The sequence below is a fragment of the Streptomyces sp. NPDC033136 genome, from assembly GCF_055578235.1.
In genome coordinates, this window is sequence record NZ_JBVIPD010000017.1 from 94,457 (window position 1) to 111,410 (window position 16,954).

At 71.3% G+C, this 16,954-nt stretch carries 14 protein-coding genes; 5 read left to right on the forward strand and 9 right to left on the reverse strand.

The features are described from left to right. From ACZ5TL_RS27615 to ACZ5TL_RS27650, 8 genes are all read right to left on the reverse strand, one after another. Positions 1-1,950, reverse strand: coding sequence for an ABC transporter permease (locus ACZ5TL_RS27615; RefSeq protein ID WP_468593111.1), 1,950 nt, complete (start codon positions 1,948-1,950; stop codon positions 1-3). Beyond that, positions 1,950-3,056 carry a quaternary amine ABC transporter ATP-binding protein gene (locus ACZ5TL_RS27620; protein ID WP_468593112.1) on the reverse strand — a complete coding sequence of 369 codons (1,107 nt, stop codon included), beginning with the start codon at positions 3,054-3,056 and terminating at the stop codon, positions 1,950-1,952. The genes ACZ5TL_RS27615 and ACZ5TL_RS27620 overlap by 1 nt, the downstream gene beginning before the upstream one ends. Next, the gene (locus tag ACZ5TL_RS27625; protein ID WP_468593114.1) at positions 3,053-4,585 is read right to left on the reverse strand and encodes a GMC family oxidoreductase; all 1,533 of its coding nucleotides are present in this window, start codon (positions 4,583-4,585) and stop codon (positions 3,053-3,055) included. The genes ACZ5TL_RS27620 and ACZ5TL_RS27625 overlap by 4 nt, the downstream gene beginning before the upstream one ends. 113 nt (positions 4,586-4,698) lie before the next feature. Then, positions 4,699-6,219 (reverse strand): aldehyde dehydrogenase family protein, encoded by a 1,521-nt coding sequence (locus ACZ5TL_RS27630; RefSeq protein WP_468593115.1) that lies wholly within the window; start codon positions 6,217-6,219, stop codon positions 4,699-4,701. Positions 6,220-6,538: 319 nt separating this feature from the next. Further along, on the reverse strand, positions 6,539-7,528 hold the full coding sequence (locus tag ACZ5TL_RS27635) for a malate dehydrogenase (protein WP_468593116.1): 990 nt from the start codon (positions 7,526-7,528) through the stop codon (positions 6,539-6,541). A gap of 329 nt (positions 7,529-7,857) precedes the next feature. After that, the gene (locus ACZ5TL_RS27640; protein WP_468593118.1) at positions 7,858-9,096 is read right to left on the reverse strand and encodes a helix-turn-helix domain-containing protein; all 1,239 of its coding nucleotides are present in this window, start codon (positions 9,094-9,096) and stop codon (positions 7,858-7,860) included. A 369-nt stretch (positions 9,097-9,465) separates the two neighbouring features. After that, on the reverse strand, positions 9,466-9,957 hold the full coding sequence (locus ACZ5TL_RS27645; RefSeq protein ID WP_468593120.1) for a DUF3017 domain-containing protein: 492 nt from the start codon (positions 9,955-9,957) through the stop codon (positions 9,466-9,468). Further along, positions 9,947-10,801 carry a bifunctional methylenetetrahydrofolate dehydrogenase/methenyltetrahydrofolate cyclohydrolase gene (locus tag ACZ5TL_RS27650; protein WP_468593121.1) on the reverse strand — a complete coding sequence of 285 codons (855 nt, stop codon included), beginning with the start codon at positions 10,799-10,801 and terminating at the stop codon, positions 9,947-9,949. The genes ACZ5TL_RS27645 and ACZ5TL_RS27650 overlap by 11 nt, the downstream gene beginning before the upstream one ends. A 273-nt stretch (positions 10,802-11,074) precedes the next feature. Here ACZ5TL_RS27650 and ACZ5TL_RS27655 point away from each other — a divergent pair, with 273 nt between their 5' ends. From ACZ5TL_RS27655 to ACZ5TL_RS27670, 4 genes are all read left to right on the forward strand, one after another. Then, positions 11,075-11,653, forward strand: a complete 579-nt coding sequence (locus ACZ5TL_RS27655; protein WP_468593122.1) for a hypothetical protein — start codon at positions 11,075-11,077, stop codon at positions 11,651-11,653. Between the two features lie 575 nt (positions 11,654-12,228). Then, positions 12,229-12,969, forward strand: coding sequence for an FHA domain-containing protein (locus ACZ5TL_RS27660; protein WP_468593124.1), 741 nt, complete (start codon positions 12,229-12,231; stop codon positions 12,967-12,969). 277 nt (positions 12,970-13,246) lie between these two features. Beyond that, positions 13,247-14,011: an ALF repeat-containing protein gene (locus ACZ5TL_RS27665; protein WP_468593125.1), complete on the forward strand. Its 765-nt coding sequence runs from the start codon at positions 13,247-13,249 to the stop codon at positions 14,009-14,011. Between the two features lie 315 nt (positions 14,012-14,326). Next, complete coding sequence (locus ACZ5TL_RS27670; protein ID WP_468593126.1) at positions 14,327-15,814, forward strand: protein kinase domain-containing protein; 1,488 nt, start codon at positions 14,327-14,329, stop codon at positions 15,812-15,814. A 70-nt stretch (positions 15,815-15,884) separates the two neighbouring features. Here the strand turns inward: ACZ5TL_RS27670 and ACZ5TL_RS27675 are convergent, their stop codons facing one another. Then, positions 15,885-16,082: a DUF397 domain-containing protein gene (locus tag ACZ5TL_RS27675; protein WP_468593128.1), complete on the reverse strand. Its 198-nt coding sequence runs from the start codon at positions 16,080-16,082 to the stop codon at positions 15,885-15,887. Positions 16,083-16,258: 176 nt separating this feature from the next. Here ACZ5TL_RS27675 and ACZ5TL_RS27680 point away from each other — a divergent pair, with 176 nt between their 5' ends. Further along, the gene (locus tag ACZ5TL_RS27680) at positions 16,259-16,840 is read left to right on the forward strand and encodes a peptidoglycan-binding domain-containing protein (protein WP_468593129.1); all 582 of its coding nucleotides are present in this window, start codon (positions 16,259-16,261) and stop codon (positions 16,838-16,840) included. The last annotated feature ends 114 nt before the right edge of the window (positions 16,841-16,954 follow it).

Below are 16,954 nucleotides of genomic sequence, written 5' to 3' on the forward strand. Positions count from 1 at the left end.
TCACGCTCCCTTCGTCGCGCGGCGTTCGGTGGGCTGGGTCACCCGGTCGAGCATCAGGCCGAGGCAGACGATCGCCGCGCCGGCCACCAGACCGGTCGCCAGGTCGCCCTGGGCGAGGCCGAAGACGACGTCGTAGCCGAGCGCGCCACCGCCGACCAGGCCGCCGATGACGACGACGGCGAGGACCAGGACGAGGCCCTGGTTGACGGCGAGCAGCAGGGCCCGGCGGGCCAGCGGGAGCTGGACCTGCCTCAGCTGCTGCCAGCTGGTCGCGCCGAGCGAGCTGGACGACTCCAGCGCGGCCGGGTCGACCTGGCGCAGGCCCTGGGTGGTGATCCGGACGACGGCGGGCAGCGCGTAGACGATCGCGGCCGCGACGGCCGGGGCGCGGCCGACGCCGAACAGGGCGACGACCGGGATCAGGTACACGAACTGCGGCATCGTCTGGAACACGTCCAGGACGGGGCGCAGCGCCCGCTCCAGGCGGTCGCTGCGGGCCGCGGCGATCCCGGTGGCGAAGCCGACGACGAGGGTGACGGCGACGGCGGCGAGGACCTGGGAGAGGGTGTCCAGGGACGGCTTCCAGACGCCGAGGACGCCGATCGCGGCCATGGCGAGGACGGCGGTGAGCGCGGTGCGCCAGGTGCCGATCACCCAGGCCAGGGCGGCGACGATCAGCAGGACCGACCACCAGGGCAGCCCCTGCAGGCCGTCGCGCACCGGGTCGAGGACCCAGGTGGTGAAGTGGCCCGCCCAGTCGGCGGTGCCGCCGATGACGGGCACGCCCGAGTACAGGTGCGCGGTCATCCAGTCGACGGCGCGGTTGACGGGCTCGGCGATGCCGACGACCCAGGCCTCGGGCCAGTCGAGCCGGCCCGCGAGCCGCCCGGCGACCGCCACGGCGACCACCGCGATGAGGGCGTACAGCCAGCCGCGGCCGCTGCGGGGTTCGGGATCGGCGCCGAGCCGTTCTCCCGCCGCTGCCGTGACGCGGTCCAGGACGACGGCCAGCAGCACGATCGGGATGCCGGCGGCGAGCGCGGCACCGACGTCGACCGAGGCGAGTGCCTGGTAGACGCGGTCACCGAGACCGCCCGCGCCGATGACGGCCGCGATGACGGCCATGGACAGCGCCATCATGATCGTCTGGTTGACGCCGAGGAGGAGTTCCTTGCGGGCCAGCGGGATCCGGGCGGTGAGCAGGCGCTGGCGTGCCGTGGAGCCGAGCGACTCGACGGCCTCCAGCACTTCCGTGTCGGCGCCGCGCAGGCCGAGCGAGGTCAGCCGGGCCATGGGCGGGGCGGCGTAGATGACGGTGGCCAGGACGGCCGCCGGGACGCCGATGCCGAAGACCAGCACGACCGGCAGCAGGTAGGCGAAGGCGGGCAGCACCTGCATGGTGTCCAGGACCGGGCGCAGGGCGCGGTTCATCCGGTCGGACAGCCCGGCGGCGAGCCCGAGCACCACGCCCACCACGACCGACGCGAGGACCGCGACGACCATGAGGGCGAGCGTCTGCATGGTCGGCACCCACATGCCGAGCAGCCCGCAGGCGAGGAACGCGGCGGCCGTGCCGAGCGCCAGCCTCACGCCCGCCACACGCCAGGCGACCAGCGCGCCCAGGGCCGTGACGCCCGCCCAGCCGATGGCCAGGAGGGTGAGGTAGACGGCCCGTACGGCGATGACGACGACGTTGCTGACGTGGCCGAAGAAGTACAGGAACAGCGGGTGGCTGTCACGGTTGTCGATGATCCAGTCGCTGGCCTCGGCGAGCGGCTCGGAGAAGTCGACGGTCAGCGCGCTCGGCCAGGTGCCGCTCGCCCAGCGGGCGTTGAGCAGCGGCACGAGGATCGCGGCGGCCAGGGCGAGCAGCAGCAGCTTGCGGACGGCCGGGGTCTTGAGGAGGCCGGGCAGGCCCGGGCGCGGCGGGGATGCGGTGATCGTCGCCATCAGACCGCCTCCTTGGGCTGCTCGTTCCCCGGCGGGGCGGGCCGCTCCGTGCCGGCGACGACGCCGAGCAGGGTGTCGGAGTCGACCACGCCCACGCAGCGGCCGTCGTCCATGACCCGGGCCGGTGCGCCGGCGCGGGCGACCGCCTCGATCGCCTCGGAGACCGTCGCGTCGGGCCGGACCGCCGGTCCGCTGCCGTCCTGGTCCGCCGAGGGGCTGCGCATGGCCGTACGGACGGTCATGACCTGCTCGCGCGGGACGTCCCGGACGAACTCGCGGACGTAGTCGTCGGCGGGCGCGCCCACGATCTCCTCGGGCGTGCCGAGCTGCACGACCCGGCCGTCGCGCATCAGGGCGATGCGGTCGCCCAGCTTGAGGGCTTCCTGGAGGTCGTGGGTGATGAAGACCATCGTGCGGCCCTCCTCGTGGTGCAGGCGGACCACCTCCTCCTGCATCTCGCGCCGGATGAGCGGGTCGAGCGCGCTGAACGGCTCGTCGAACAGCAGGACTTCGGGGTCGACGGCGAGGGCGCGGGCCAGGCCGACGCGCTGCCGCTGGCCGCCGGAGAGCTGGCCGGGGCGGCGGTGCTCCATGCCTTCCAGGCCGACCTTGGCGACGACCTCGGCGGCCCGCTCACGCCGCTCGGCCTTGCCCATGCCCTGGATCTCCAGGCCGTAGGCGACGTTGTCGAGGACCGTGCGGTGCGGCAGCAGGCCGAAGTGCTGGAAGACCATCGCGGCGCGGTGGCGGCGCAGTTCGCGCAGCCGGGAGCGGTCCATGGCGCGGACGTCCTCGCCGTCGATGGCTATGGTGCCGGCGGTCGGCTCGATCAGCCGGGTCAGACAGCGCACCAGCGTGGACTTGCCGGAGCCGGACAGGCCCATGACGACGAAGACCTCGCCCTTGCGCACGTCGAAGCTGACGTCCCGGACTGCGGCCGTGCAGCCGGTGCGGGCGCGCAGCTCGGCGGGGTCGAGGGCGGTGAGCTCGGGGTCGGCGGGGACGCGCTCGGCTTTGGGGCCGAACACCTTCCACAGGCCCTCCACCGAGAAGACGGGTGTGGTGTCCATGGTCTGCTCCGTGGGGGGTTCGAGGGTCGCGGTCATCGGGAACCACCACCGACCAGCTCGGCGGCCTTCTCCCCGACCATGAGCACGCCGATCATCGGGTTCACGGTGGTCATGGTGGGGAACACGGAGGCGTCGGCGATGCGGATGCCCTCCAGGCCGCGGACGCGCAGCTCGGGGTCGACGACGGCGTTCTGGTCGTCGGCGTCGCCCATCTTGCAGGTGCCGGCCGGGTGGTAGACGGTGTGCGCGACCTTGCGGGCGTACTCGCTGAGCTCCTCGTCACCGGTGACGTCCGGACCGGGGCAGACCTCGCGCTTGAGCCAGCCGGCCAGGGGCTCGGTCCTGGCGATCTCGCGGGCGATCCTGATGCCGTCGACGAGGGTGCGGCCGTCGTAGTCGTCCTCGTCGGTGAAGTAGCGGAAGTCCAGGGCGGGCTTGACCTCGGGGTCGGCGCTGGTCAGGTACAGCCGGCCGCGGCTCTTCGGCTTGGGGATGTTCGGGGTCATCGAGACTCCGAACTCGGGCCGCTGGTAGCCCAGTCGCTCCGGGTTGTCCGTGAAGGGCACCTGGTAGAAGTGGAACATCAGGTCGGGGTGCGGCAGTTCGGGGTCGCGGCGCACGAACAGGCCCGCGTCGGAGTCCATCGCGGAGTTCTCCGGGATGGGGCCGTTCGTCTCCCAGACGATGACCGACTCGGGGTGGTCGAGCAGGTTCTCGCCGACGCCCGGCAGGTCGTGCGTGACGGGGATGCCGAGCTTCTCCAGGTCGGCCTTGGGGCCGATGCCGGAGTGCATCAGCAGCCGGGGCGAGTCGACGGCGCCGGCGCACAGCAGGACCTCGCCCCGGGCCTTGACGAGGATCTCCTCGCCGTCCTTGGTGCGCACGTGCACGCCCTCGGCCCGGTTGCCGTCGAGCTCCAGCTTGTACGCCCAGGTCTCCAGCAGGATCGTCAGGTTGGGGCGCTCGTCCATCACCGGGTGCAGATACGCCACCGACGCCGAGGACCGCTTGTTGTTCTCGGGGTGGTAGGCGAGGTCGAAGAAGCCGACGCCCTCGGTGAACGGCTTCTTGTTGAAGCCCTCGACGCGCGGGACGCCGAGCGTCTCCTGTGCGGCGTCGACGAAGTCGCGGGCGATGGCGTTCCGGTCCTTCTCGTCGACCGGGACGATGTTGTTGAGCAGGCGTGCGAAGTACGCCTCCATCTGCACCGCGCCCCAGCCCTTGGCGCCGGCGGCCTCCCACTCGTCCCAGTCGGCGGGCAGCGGCTTGAAGGCGATCAGGGTGTTGTGCGAGGAGCAGCCGCCCAGGACGCGGGCCCGGCTGTGCCGGATGTGGGAGTTCCCGCGGGGCTGTTCGGTGGTGGGGTAGTCGTAGTCGAGCTCGCCGCCGAGCAGGCCCATCCAGCGGCGCAGGGTCAGCACGTCGTCGCGGTCCATGTCGCTGGGACCGCCCTCGATGACGGCGACGGTGACATCGGGGTTCTCGGTGAGACGCGAGGCGATGACGGAACCTGCTGTTCCGCCGCCTATCACGACATAGTCGTACTCATGACTGGTGTGGGACATGACGTGCTTGCTCCAGTGGGGGTCAAGTGGACGGGCGTCGGGGGACGGGGACGCCGGCCCGGGGGTGCGGGGGTCGACCCGGGCCGGTCGGCAGCCCGATACGGAATGCGGGGTCAGCCCGCGAACCAGCGCACCGGCTTCGGGGCGAGGTTCTGGTAGACGTGCTTGGTCTCTCGGTACTCGGCGAGTCCGGCGGGGCCGAGTTCGCGGCCCACTCCGCTCTTGCCGAAGCCGCCCCACTCCGCCTGCGGCAGATAGGGGTGGAAGTCGTTGATCCAGATCGTGCCGTGGCGCAGCCGGCCGGCCACGCGGCGGGCGCGGCCCGCGTCGGCGGTCCAGACGCCGCCCGCGAGTCCGTACTCGGTGTCGTTGGCGAGCGCGACGGCCTCGTCCTCGGTACGGAAGGTCTCGACGGTGAGGACCGGCCCGAAGACCTCCTCCCGTACGACGCGCATCTCGCGGTGGCAGTGGTCGAGGACGGTCGGCTCGTAGAAGTAGCCGTTCTCCGGGCGCTGCGGGGACGGCTCGGGGCGCTTGCCGCCGGAGCGCAGCACGGCGCCCTCCTTGAGGGCCGAGTCGACGTACATCTCGACCTTGGCGCGCTGCTGCTCGGAGACCAGCGGGCCGCACTCGACGCCTTCCTCGGTGCCGCGGCCGAGGCGGATCTTCTCGGCGCGCCGGGCGAGTTCGGTGACGAAACGGTCCCGGACCGACTCCTCGACGATGAGGCGGGCACCGGCCGAGCAGACCTGGCCGCTGTGGATGAAGGCGGCGTTGAGGGCCTGGTCGACGGCGGTGTCGAAGCCCTCCTCGGTGGCGCAGGCGTCGGCGAAGACGACGTTGGGGTTCTTGCCGCCGAGTTCGAGGGCGACCTTCTTGACGGTGGGCGCGGCGGCCTCGGCGACCTTGGTGCCGCTGACCAGGCCGCCGGTGAAGGAGACCAGGTCGACGTCGGGGTGCGCGGAGAGCCGGGCGCCGACCGAGTGGCCCGGCCCGGTGACGATGTTGGCGACACCGGCGGGCAGCCCGGCCTCGGCGAGCAGGCCGATCAGCGCGATGGTCGTCATCGGGGTGATCTCGCTCGGCTTGACGACGAAGGTGTTACCGGCGGCCAGGGCGGGGGCGATCTTCCAGCTGGCCTGGAGCAGCGGGTAGTTCCAGGGCGTGATCATCGCGCACACGCCGACCGGCTCGTGCACGACGACGCTGTGGATGTCGGGTGAGCCCGCGTCCACGACCCGGCCGGGGGCCTCGCCGGCGACCAGGTCGGCGAAGTAGCGGAAGGCGTCGGCGACACAGTCGATGTCGACGCGGCCCTCCTCGACGGTCTTGCCCGCGTCCCGGGCCTCCAGCAGGCCCAGCTTCTCCCGGTCCCGCACGAGCAGGTCGGCGACGCGACGCAGCAGCGCGGCCCGCTCGGTAACGGGGGTGCGCGGCCACTCCCCCTCGTCGAACGCGTGCCGCGCCGCTGCGACCGCGAGGTCGGTGTCCTTCTCGTCGCCCTCCGCGACGACGGCGAAGGGCAGGGCGTCCGCGGGGTCGAGGATCTCGCGCGTGGCCCCGGAGACGGCCGGGCGCCACTTTCCTCCCGCGTGGATGGTTTGGCTCGCCTGAAGTTCGGTACTTGCCGCCATGATCGCTCTTCGCCTTCCGTTCCTGATCAGCGCCCTTGTGTCACACGCGTGTCACTAAGGGACCGAGAGCGCCTGCCCTGGCCCCCTGGATGCATGCGTGATCCATGGCCGAAAGTGCGCTGTGTCACGGGAGATGCGGGCAAATACCCGCAAACGACCCACCAATCAGAGGCGGCGACGACATGTCGTGCCAGGCCGGAAGCCCTCCGGGGGCCCTCCCGTCACCCGCCGAGGGCAAAGACGGCTCCGGAAAGACCGCGGGCCCCGAACCGGAAGGAACCGGTGCGGGGCCCGCGTACGAGCGTGGAGGGGGCTCAGGTCAGATGAGGCCGAGGCCGCGGACCGCCTCGCGCTCCTCCTCGAGCTCCTTGACGGAGGCGTCGATCCGGGCGCGGGAGAAGTCGTTGATCTCCAGGCCCTGGACGATCTCGTACGTGCCGTCCTCGCAGGTGACGGGGAAGGAGGAGATCAGGCCCTCCGGGACACCGTAGGAGCCGTCCGACGGGATGCCCATGGAGACCCAGTCGCCGTCGGCGGTGCCGTTGACCCAGCTGTAGACGTGGTCGATGGCGGCGTTGGCGGCGGACGCGGCCGACGAGGCGCCACGGGCCTCGATGATGGCGGCGCCGCGCTTGGCGACGGTAGGGATGAAGTCGTCGGCCAGCCACTTCTCGTCGTTCACGACCTCGGCGGCGTTCTTGCCGGCCACCGTGGCGTGGAAGATGTCCGGGTACTGCGTGGCGGAGTGGTTGCCCCAGATCGTCAGCTTCTTGATCTCCGAGACCGGGGTGCCGGTCTTCTTCGACAGCTGGGTCAGGGCGCGGTTGTGGTCCAGGCGGGTCATGGCCGTGAACCGCTCGGCGGGGACGTCCGGCGCGGCGGCCTGGGCGATCAGGGCGTTGGTGTTGGCCGGGTTGCCGACGACCAGGATCTTGACGTCGTCCGCGGCGTGGGCGTTGATGGCCTGGCCCTGCGGCTTGAAGATGCCGCCGTTGGCCTCCAGCAGGTCGCCGCGCTCCATGCCCTTGGTGCGGGGGCGGGCGCCGACAAGCAGGCCGACGTTCGTTCCGTCGAAGGCGACGTTCGGGTCGTCCGTGATGTCGATGCCCTGCAGCAGCGGGAAGGCGCAGTCGTCCAGCTCCATGGCCGTGCCCTCGGCCGCCTTCAGGGCGGGCGTGATCTCCAGGAGGCGCAGCTTCACCGGCACGTCCGCGCCGAGCAGCTGACCGGAGGCGATGCGGAAGAGCAGGGCGTAACCGATCTGGCCGGCCGCGCCGGTGACGGTGACGTTCACGGGAGTGCGGGTCATGGCGTTCTCCGTATGACAGCTGGCGGTGGGGCGGGGTCCCTGCCCCGGACGTTTGATCGATCTCTTGGCGTCAAGAGATCCAACCAGCCGTCAGGCTACCGCGCATCCGGGATCCCGGACGTCCGGGTCGGTGTGGCCCGGCCCACAACCCGTCCCCCGGCGCACAGGAGGCGGCCGCCCGTCCGGGAGAGGAGGACGAAGGCGGCCGCCTGGGGGATACCGACCATGCCGGGCTCCCGTGGGGGTACGGTCCGCCTGCCCCTGATTCCGGCGGGCATTCCCCCTCGCCGGAGTTTTTCGCCCGGCCCGCGGACGGGCCCGGCGGCGGTCTACTCGGTGCAGCCCTGCTGCCCGGCCGCCAGCGTGGCGCAGGCCTTGGCGTCGGCGGCGCTCCGCACGGCCACCATCGGGGTGTACGCGATGGTGTCCCCAGCGACGGTGATGCCGCCGTTCTGCTTCGCCTTGCCCGCGCTGATCTGGACCTCGTCGCCCTGTGCCGCCTGGGTGATACGCCCCCAGGCGGCCTTGCAGGTCTCGCTGTAGCGGACCTCGACGACGGTGCTGCCGACGGTCGCGGTCCGCGCCGTGGTCACCAGGTCGCCACTGCACCCCATGATCTCCGCGTCCTTGCCGGTGCACGCGTCGCCGCTGCACTTCACGCCGGGCGGCAGCTTCGGGTTGGTGCTGGCGGTCGGCGAGGGCGACGTCGCGCTGTCCTTGTTCTTGTCGCCGCCGCCGGTGAGGTAGAACGCGCCGGCGATCACCACGAGCACGCCCACGACACCGGCGGCGAACGTGGCGGTCCGCCGCTTGCCGGCGGCGGGGCCGGAGGGGCGGGAGCCGCCGGCCCGGCGGGAGTGGGCGGGGGGCGTGTCCCACGGGGGTTCGCCGTACGAGCCCGCCGCGGGTGCCCGGGCGGGGCCGCCGGGGGTTTCGGAGCCGGGCCGCGATCCGGTGCCGGCGGGGCGCGCCCCCGTCGACGACGGGCCCTTGTACCCGGCCATACCCCACGAATTGACCCCGGCCTCGCGTGCACCGCTGCCGGTGGAGTCCTGGACCTCGGGGGCCGTGGGCTGCGGCGGCACGCTCGGTGCGACCCCGGCCGGGCCCGCGATGCCCGGCGTGACGGTGGCGCTGCCGCCGCGGCGGGGCGGCTTGCCGCCGCCCGGGGACGCCGCCGTGCCGCTCCCCTCGGAACCACCGGAGGGGCCGCCGAAGTCCTGCCCGCCGAACTCCCCGAGCGCGGCGCGCGCCTGGGAGATCCGTATGGCCTCCATCGTCATGTCGTGCCGCATCTCCGAGCGGCTCCAGGCGCGCTCGGCGAGCTCCCACATGGTGGTGAGGTGCATCGGATTGGTGCCGGTGACCTCGGCCAGCGCCACGATCGCGCCCTTCGGCGCGAGCAGTCTGCCGTTCAGGTAACGCTCCCACGACGTCTTGCTGTAACCCGTGCGGTCCGCCACCGACGCGATGCTCAGACCACTGCGGTCCACCAGCCTGCGCAGCTGACTGGTGAACTCCCGGATCTGCGGATCGAGCTCATCCGGCAAGGCCTTCCAACGAGGCATTGTTTCCCCCCTCTTCCCCCGCTACGTGCTGATATTTCTCTCGCGCGGTTCGCCCCGCGCGTGGCGGCCTTGACCGAGTCCCCGTGGTGGCTACCCACTGGGATGCGCCCGCTCAGGATCTCAGTTCCCCGACCGGGGGCGCACAGGAGCGTGGCGACCGCGCGCGATACACCCCGGCCCGTCCTGATTGTCCACGCCATCCCCGCTGTCGCACCACTTCGAGCGGTATCGGAAGCAGGACGTACCGGAACTGTCACTTCCGTGCCACAGCGCACTGACAGGCGTTGAACAGGCCGTTCGCCGTGCACGAGGGTGGGTCGCGGACGGCGGTCCGTCCTTCCTCGGGGGAGAGGACGGGCCGCCGTCTCGTCACTCGCTGGTGACCGTGAAGTGCAGGGTGTCCTGCAGGAACGGGATCTCCAGCCACGGGTCCGGCTGTGCCATCAGGGCCAGCAGGACGATCATGGTGCCCAGCACGCCGTACGTGACCATGTCCGTGAAGCGGGAGCGGACGGCGAGCATGCCGACGTCGGGCAGCAGCCGGCGCAGCACACCACCGCCCAGCAGGGCGATCCCGATGAGCAGCGTCCCGAGCCGGAACCGGTCGAACGCGGTCACGAGCAGTCCGACCCCGGCCAGGCCCAGCACGCAGAGCACGGGCCACTGCCGCGCCGGCGCGGGCGCGTCCCCGGGCGCCGCCCGGCCACCGCCCTCGGGCCGCGCGGTGTCCTTGGTGAACAGCGGGAACCGCCGGGTGACCCGCCGCGGCCGCCCCTCGGCGTCGGGCGCGCTGACGGGGTCCCGGACGGTGAGTTCCTCGGGATTGTCCTGCCCGCTCGGGGCCTGGTGCTCAGCCGACACCGCGCTCCGCCGCCTCGACCACGTTGACGAGCAGCTGGGCACGGGTCATCGGGCCGACTCCGCCGGGGTTCGGGGAGATCCAGCCGGCGACCTCGGCCACGTCCGGGTGGACGTCGCCCACGATCTTGCCCTCGGCGCTGCGGGAGACACCGACGTCGAGGACGGCCGCGCCCGGCTTGACGTCCTCGGCGCGGATCAGATGGGCGGAACCGGCCGCGGCGACGATGATGTCCGCGCGCCGCAGGTGCGCCGACAGGTCACGCGTGCCGGTGTGGCACTGGGTCACGGTCGCGTTCTCGCTGCGGCGCGTGAGCAGCAGCGGCATCGGCCGGCCGATGGTCACACCGCGGCCGACGACCACGACCTCGGCGCCCTTGATCTCCACGCCGAACTGGCGCAGGAGGGTGAGCACGCCGTTCGGGGTGCAGGGCAGCGGCGCGGGCTCGTTCAGGACGAGGCGGCCGAGGTTCATCGGATGCAGCCCGTCCGCGTCCTTGTCCGGGTCCATCAGTTCGAGGATGCGGTTCTCGTCGATGCCCCGGGGCAGCGGCAGTTGCACGATGTACCCGGTGCAGGCCGGGTCCTCGTTCAGCTCGCGCACGGCCGCCTCGATCTCCTCCTGCGTGGCGGTGCCGGGCAGCTCCCGCTGGATGGAGGCGATGCCGACCTGCGCGCAGTCGCGGTGCTTGCCGGCGACATACTTCTGACTGCCGGGGTCGTCCCCGACCAGGATCGTGCCGAGGCCGGGCGTGACGCCCTTCTCCTTCAGCGCCGCCACGCGGGCGGTCAGATCGGACTTGATCGCGGCTGCGGTGGCCTTGCCATCGAGAATCTGGGCGGTCATGACCCCATCCTCGCGGATGACCCCGCCAGGGTTCCAATCCGGCCGCGATCCGGGCACCGGCGGCTCCGCCCTCCCGTATCCGTCCAAGATCGGTGATGTTGCACTTGCACAACACATCGGAAATGCGGCTGGACAAGCCGCTCAAGGGTGCAGAACGATGATCTGACGAGTGTCGCGGGCAGCTCAACGGGGGGACGGTCGCAATCTGAAGAACTCTCCTCCGTGCGGTGCCGCGCGCGTCCCCGCATTCCGACCAACGGAGGAAAGTCCCTTATGAGCTACGGCGATCCGAACAACCCCTACGGTGCGCCCCAGGGTCAGCAGCCGCAGCAGCCGGGCTACGGCCACCCGCAGCAGCAGGGGCAGGCGCCCGGGTACGGCTACCCGCAGGCCCCTCCGGTGTCCCCCTACGGCGGTCCCGCCGCGCCGACCACGATGCCGGGCTCGGTGAGCGCGGCCCGCGTGATGATGTGGGTGATCGTCGGTCTGCAGGTCGTCGCCGTGGTGCTCCTCGCCCTCGGCGCCGCGGCCCTCGACGCCGCGAAGGACGACGAGTCCCTCCAGGACAACACCGCCTTCCAGGATCTGGTCGGCGACTCGACCGGCCTGATCTGGGGCTACGTGGTGTTCGGCCTGGCCTGGCTCGTGTTCGCGGCCGTCCTGGCGACGAAGTTCAAGAACGGCGGCAACGGCGCCCGGATCACCATCCTGGTCTTCGCCATCATCACGGCGGTGCTCGGCATCTACCCGTTCTTCATCGTCGGCCTGGTGCACACCGTCCTGGCCGTCCTGATCGCGGTGTTCGTCGGCAACGCGGCCGGCAAGGCCTGGTTCAACCGCCCCCGCCACTGAACGAACCCCGGCGGGCGAACCAGTTCACGCCCATCACACCCAAGGGCCGTGTCTCACCCGTACGAGGGAGGCACGGCCCTGGTGCGTCGCCCTGGTCTGACGGTGGTAGCTGTTCAGGCACGAGGAGAGCACCTCGTACAGCGTCATCGTGGTACCTCCGCCGACCACGGAGGACGAGCGAAACCGCAGCCGGAACAGACACGCGCCCGGCGAACGCCTCACCTCCCGCGGCCGCTACCTGTGCTGGATCGCGCCGCGCCTGCACGGGGACCTGGCGGCGACCGGCGGGTGCTGATCGCCGCCGCCTACCGGAGGTCGTACCGGACGGTGGACACGACGGGCGGCATCCCGCCGGACGTACGCGGCACGCCGCCCGCGTCGCCCGCTACCTCGAGGAGTACGCGCCGCCCGGGAAGAAGCGACCCCGAGAGGTGCCGCCTTCTCTCACAAACCCTTCACAGACGCGCTGTATCAGGCTCGATGCTTCGTACTCGTTCAAAACCGTCCCCTACTCTGCCCCTCGTCGGACGGGGGCTGCGCACCCCCTGGCGTCACAGGAGGAGGGGGACGACTCCATGTACAGCGTCATCGTCGTACCACCGATGTGCGGCAGCGCGGAAGAGCAGGTCAGGATCGCCGCGGGCGAACGGCTGACGTTCGGCAGGGCCGGCACGGACGGCGGAATGACCATCGACCACGCAGGGGTGCCCCGGGTCGCCGGGGAAATCACGGCACACCGGTCCTTCTGGCTGCTGAGCAACCTCAGCGAGGACCAGACCTACGTGGTGGAGAACCCGGAGGGTGCGGGAGAACACCTCAAGATCGCGCCTGGCCGGATGGAAGCCCCGGTGCCGTTCGAGTTCTCGCGGGTGGTCCTGCCCGCCGCGGGAGACCTGCTCACCTTCGACGTGTGGGCGCCACGCCACGCCTTCCGCAGCGCCGACCGCCGGGGGCTCCCCGGCACCGCCACGGCACCGGCGTTCGCTCTGGACCGCACCAGCCGGTACTTCGCGGTGCTGGCCGCGCTCTGCGAGCCCAGGCTGCGCGGGGAACCGCACGCGCCGCTTCCGGCGGCCGAGCAACTGGTGGAGCGATTGCGTCCGGTCTGGCCGGCGGTCAGCCGCTCGTCCGTCTACTGGAACATCGACTACCTGGCCCTCAAACTCCGGCTGCGCCCCGGCCCCGACACCGCCGAGCCCGGCCTGCGCGTCAACGGCAAGAAGGAGTCGCTGGTCTCGCTCGCGCTCCGCTTCGACCTGGTCCGCGAGGACGACCTGGTGGTGCTGTCCGGCGAGACCGGCGAGGTGGTCCGATGACCGGCCGGCCGTACGCCGTTTTCGTCCCGGTCCCGTGCCGCCCCGAAGGGCGAGAAGCGGAACGGCAGCAACAAGCCCCTAAGACTGCCTACTTCCGGCAATGGATTCCGGCGCGAGCAGAGCGAAGATGTCCGCACCGGCAGATGAGGCACAGGTTCGGGGGAGGGCCGTGTGCCGCTGTTTTCGACGAAGCGGCAACGACCCAGCGCCTGTGCCTCATCCGCCGGTTCCGTGTATGGGAGTCCCTGTTCCCGACGTTCGCAAGGAAGGTCCACCCGTGAGACTGACCCGCGCCGCCCTGACCATCGCCGCCACCGCTCTGACGCCGGCCCTCCTGCTCACCACTCCGGCCCTCGCCTCCGACACGGCCGCCGCCTCGTCCACGCCCGTCACGGCGACGTCGGGCACGGACGGCTCCACCACGCCGGTCGGCGAGATGTCCGACGACGACGTCCGGGTCGCGATCGCGCGGATCATCGGCGACCCCGACACCGGCAAGGCGGTCCACGCCGCCGCGCAGGCCGCCCTGGACGGCACCATCGAGGACCAGCGGTACTTCCTGGAGACGGGCCGCTGGATCGCGCAGTTCGAGGACGACCGCGTCGCCACCTTCCGCATCCTCCACATCGCCACGCAGAACGGCGACAAGGCGGTCATCAGGGAGGCCAACAAGGCCCTCGACGCCGGCACCCCGGAAGCCCTGCGCGCCTTCCTGGAGACCGGCCGCTGGATCGCGCAGTTCGAGGACGACCGCGTCGCCACCTTCCGCATCCTCCACATCGCCACGCAGAACGGCGACAAGGCGGTCATCAGGGAGGCCAACAAGGCCCTCGACGCCGGCACCCCGGAAGCCCTGCGCGCCTTCCTGGAGACCGGCCACCGCCTCGCCCAGGCCGAGGACGACCGCGTCGCCGTCGCCCGCATCCTCGCCGACCCGGCCATCAGCGACGCGCTGCGGGCGGCGGCGTCGGACGCCATCGACGGCACTCCGGAGGAGTTGCGGTACTTCCTGGAGGTCGGGCGGTACGAGGTGGACGGCTAGAGTCGCACCGGCCACCTCCTGGACAGCGGCGGGAACCCGGAAGTGACGGATCGCTTCAGGTGGGACCACACGGCCGGACGCGCCGTCCGCGGGCAAAGCTTCGTCGTCTGTCTGGAACGAGCCTTACTCTGCGCTTCGCCGGCGGGTGAGGGTTGCGTGAGGGTTGCCCTCATGGATCGGGGGAGGGGGCAGGTCCGTGCACAGCGTCATCGTCGTGGCACCGGCTTGCGTCGGGCCGGGCACCCCGCTCCCCGCCGCGGGCGGTCGAGCAGTTGGTGGAACACCTGAGGTCGGTCCGGCCCGCAGGGTGGCCGGATGACCGGAGAGCAGTCGCACACCGTCCCCGTACCGCAGGGCTACCGCGTGGGGCAATGGGAGGTACGGGAGCCTCTGGCGTCGGGTGCCTTCGCGACCGTGTACGCGGGCAGGGCGACCGGCGAGGCGGACCCGGCCCTGCCCCGCCGGGCCGCCCTGAAGTTCCTGCCGACGGGCACCCGCACCCCGCGCCAACTGCGCCATCTGCGCGAACTCGCCAAGCGGGAAGTGGAGTTGCTGGAGCGGCTCCGGGCGCCGCGCCTGATCCGGATGTACGAGACACTGACCGTGGACGACCCGGAGCACCCCGAACTCGACGGCGCCACCGTCCTCGTCCTGGAGCGCGCCGAAGGCTCCCTCGACACCCTGCTGGAACACGACCCGACGCCCGAGTCGGGCCCCGCGCTGCTGGCCCAGATCTGCGAGGGCCTGCACCAGCTGCACCACGCGGGCTGGGTGCACGGCGATCTGAAGCCCGCCAACGTCCTGCTGATGAAAGACGGTTCGGTACGGCTGGCCGACTTCAGCCTGGCCGCCGAACTGGAAGGCACCCACGCGTACGCGCCGGTCTTCGCCACCCCCGACTACACCCCACCGGAACTGTTCTGGGCCGAGATCGACGAGCGGGGCACGCGGATCCGTCCTTCCGCCGACGTCTGGTCCTTCGGCGTCCTCGCACACGTGGTCCTCACGGGCTCCCACCCCTTGCCGGGCAGCAGCACGGAGGCTCGTACCGACGCGGCGATGCGGTACGCGCGGGGCGCGGAGGAACTGCGGCTGTCTCCCGATCTGCCCGACGCGTGGCGGCAGATAGTGCGGGACTGTCTGGCCCCGAAGCACCGGGAACGCGCCACGCACGACACGGCCGCGCTCCTGCGCCGCGTGGAGGAGGCTGCGGGCGTTGCCCGCTCGGCCCGCCTGCCCCGCCTGCGCCCCCGATTCTGGCAGCGGCACCCCGTACTGACGTCGGCCCTGGCCACCGTGCTGCTGGCAACGACCGGGACACTGGGGGCGGCGTACCTGTACGTGAACCAGGACGACGGAGTGCCGGTGTACGCGGCCCTGCCCACGGAGTCGGCGTCAAGAGGACCTGACGGCCAGCTGGTCTACGGCTACCACCGGTGCCCCGAGGACAGCGTCTGCTTCTTCAGCGAGTACAACGGCAACGGCGAGCTGTGCAGTTGGCGCGGCGACGACGCCGACTGGCACTCGGGCGACGAGACCTGCGCGTGGGCGGCCAGTGCTCCGGTCCGCTCGATCTTCAACAACGTGGCGGACGAGCGGAAGAACCACGACGTGACCTACTTCCGCGGGGCGGACTTCGAGCCCGCCGGTGCCGACCGCCGCCGTATGGCCCAGCGCAGCGGCTGCTCAACCGTGAACTCCATGGGCAACGTGACGGGCAGGGCCGCCCCGCGGTCGCACCGGCTGGTGGACAGCTGCTCGACCAAGTCGACGCTGTGGACGATCCTTTCGCTCTTCGGCTGAAAGCCGTTCCGAGAACTTCTTGAACGCGGTTCGTGTGCCCGTTCCGGGGTCCCCGTCGATCGAGTCGTGGTCAGAGGGACCTGATGAAGGCGTCCCATACGGGGGCGGGGAACCTCAGGGCGGGGCCGTGCGGGCTCTTGGAGTCACGGACGGGGGTGACGCCGGGGAGGTTGTCGGCGATCTCTACACACTCACCGCCGGTTCCACTGCTGTAACTGCTCTTGCGCCAGTGAACGGAGCTCAGGTCGATCCTGTTATGGGGATTCATTCAGATCGCACCATCGGGGAGCAGCGGTACTTCCTGGAGGCCGGGCAGTACGAGGTCGGCCACAGGGAGTGACGAAGCCCGACCCTGAAACATTGCAGGTACCCCCGCGCCCCGTTCCAGGCCAGCCTGATCACGGCAGTAACGGCAGGCACCATCGACCAACGGGGAGAAACACCATGAACAGCCGCACAGCTCGGGCACGTCTGGCGGCGGGGGCCGTCGCCGCGTTCACCGTCGGCGCACTGGCCGTGAGCGCCTCGCCCGCCTCCGCGAAGTTCTCGGACGGGTACTTCCGGGGATACGACAAGTTCAGCGACGACTGGGACGACGAAGGGGAGCTCGGCTACTACGACGTCGGCGGCCGGGTGTCCGACGACTCCAACGCCGTCTGCTTGTGGCAGAAGATCCTCTGGGCGGAGGGCGCGCGCAAGATCCACCGAATCCCGGAAATGCCGAAGTTCAAGCAGTCGGATGTCGACGGCCTCTTCGGCTGGGACACCTATTACGCGACGCAGGACCTCCAGAAGCGATGGGGCCTGGGCGCCGACGGCGCCGCCGGCAAGAAGACACTCGGCAAGGCGGACTCGAACCTGACGAAGACGGGCGGCAGCACCGCCAGGGGGAAGAAGCTCGAACTGACCTACAAGGGCAAGGAGCACAAGTTCTCGGTGGTCCGCAACGCGGAAGGCAAGTACTCCTTCCGGGACGGCGACGACAAGTGGCGGATCGCCGGCTACAACTACCGCACCTGCAACTGAGAACCCAGGGGGGCGGGGCCACTCCCCCGCCCCCGAGACGGAGGTCAGCCTCCCACCGGAAGCCCGCGAGACCCGCCGTCTTGCGTGGAACAGATCCTCGTACGGTGCGAGGGA